Annotated in this window: 1 protein-coding gene; it reads right to left on the bottom strand. The window is 37.7% G+C overall.

Annotation, left to right across the window (positions count from 1 at the left end; translation table 11 throughout):
• Positions 1–2,261, bottom strand: a 2,261-nt coding sequence (locus tag F3G88_RS02460) for an Ig-like domain-containing protein (RefSeq protein ID WP_223228710.1), incomplete at both ends; no start/stop codon positions are given.

The raw sequence follows: 2,261 nt of genomic DNA, 5'->3' as shown, positions 1-2,261 counted from the left end.
TCAACTGGGATATCAATCTTACCTTTATCGATGTCATCTTGGTTGATTGGTTTTTCAGTCTTTTTGCCATTGTCATCAGTAACTACTACTTTATCACCTGGTTTTACTGAACCATCTTTTGGTATAGTAACTTCTACTGTTGTTTTACCAGCATCATTGTCATTAGCTTTGTTTTCATCATCAGAAATTTTGCCATCTTTGTTTGTATCTTCTGGGAATTTAATTTCTGGGTTGCTTGGTTTTCTGCTAAATTCGCTGTCAAGTTGTACGTTAGCATGTATAGCTGTGCTTTGGTTACCAACTAGATCGACTATTCTATAGCTTGGGCTTTCGAAGTGTTTTCCTGATAAAGTTGCTTCGTATTCAAAGCTTTTACCTAGATCGTCATTTGATAAGACTTTTTCGATCTTCCATTTACCATCTTTTCCAAGTACTTGAAGAACATCACCTGCGCTTACAGTACCATCTTTTGGTATCTCTACTTCCCAGTGGATCTTACTATCTTTTAAATTCTTAGCTTCTTCTACGCTTAGAACTCCATTGTGATCTGCATCTTCTTTTATAGATACTTTTGGAGCGCCGATAGTTGTATCAACTTCTAGTGCAGAAGTTGCTTCGCTAGTGTTGCCAGCTGCATCTGTTACTACTGCTTTTATAACGTGAACACGACCAACAAGATCTGCTAGTGGCTCTTTATAGTCGCTTGGTTTAAATTCCCAGTTGCCATCTTTGTCAGCTGTAGCTCTACCAAACTCTTTATCGTTATCATAAAGAACTACTTCTTGATTTGCATCAGCTGTACCTTTTATGGTTGGCTTGTTGTCGTTTGTGTTAGTACCTGCAACATTGCCTTTATATACGCCACCTTCTACATTATCAATGATGCCTGTGATCTTGACATTTGGAGCTGTAAAGTCTGAGTCTATGCTGCTAGATACTTCTTTACTAGCATTACCAGCTTGATCAACGATCTTAGCTGTTACGCTTGAAGCTTTACCATCAACTACTGGTACTTTGATCTCTACATATCCAGTTACTCTGTCATTGTAAGTAATAGTATGTGTTTTTTCCTCACCATTTACAGTGTAGTGGATCACATCATTTTCTTCAGCATCACCTGGGACAGAAATTTGAGCTTTTGTGCTAGTACTATCGCCATCTTTGCTATTTTCAGCTTTATTTAGCTTGCCATCTTTTGGATTTACATCTTCAACAAATGTGATTGTTGGTTCTGATGGGGCTATTAGATCAGCATTAACTACTACTTCTTCTGAGAAGTCTGAGATGTTTCCTGCTTTATCTTGTGCTCTTGTAGTATATTTATACTCACCATCTCCTAGTTCAGGTAGTTCAAATTTCCAACCACCATGATTATCAGCTGTGACTGTTCCTACAACTGTTTTCTCGCCATTTAGCTCGCTAATCTCATAGATAGTGATAGTTGAGTTAGGCTCGGCATATCCTTCAAGAGTTGGTGTGCTATCATTTGTTAGAGCAACTTTTGTTTTAACATCTAAAACGTTGCCAGTTTGGCTATCTACATTGTCATTTACAGCATCTATTACAGGAGCATCTGCAAATGTATCAACATCAAGTGAAACTCTATCAGATGTTGATTTATTGCCTACTTTATCTGTAGCAACTGCTTCAAAGTAGTGCTCTCCATCACCCATAGCTTCAGTTGGTGTAAAGCTCCATTTGCCATTAGTGTCAGCTACTGTTTTACCAACTAGAGTTTTTTCTGTAGTTGTGTAGAAGCTTTCGTAAATTTCTACTGTTGCACCTGGTGCTGCACTACCTTTGAATGTTGGTAGATTATCGTTTGTTAGGCCATTTTTAACATCACCATTTACTACACCACCAGTTACATCATCGATGATCTCATCAATTGTTACTTTAACAGTGCTTGAAGCCTCACCTATCACCTTGCTATCCTTGCCTGGGTTGTTAGGGTTATTTGGATTGATGATCTCTGCTGTTACATTGTTATCTTTACCTGGGTTTAGATCAACTGGGATATCAATCTTACCTTTATCGATGTCATCTTGGTTGATTGGTTTTTCAGTCTTTTTGCCATTGTCATCAGTAACTACTACTTTATCACCTGGTTTTACTGAACCATCTTTTGGTATAGTAACTTCTACTGTTGTTTTACCAGCATCATTGTCATTAGCTTTGTTTTCATCATCAGAAATTTTGCCATCTTTGTTTGTATCTTCTGGGAATTTAATTTCTGGGTTGCTTGGTTTTCTGCTAAATTC

This window comes from Campylobacter concisus (assembly GCF_902460675.1).
GTDB lineage: Bacteria > Campylobacterota > Campylobacteria > Campylobacterales > Campylobacteraceae > Campylobacter_A > Campylobacter_A concisus_AJ.
Note: the sequence above shows the minus strand (reverse complement) of the source record. Positions and strands in the feature narration are given on the sequence as shown.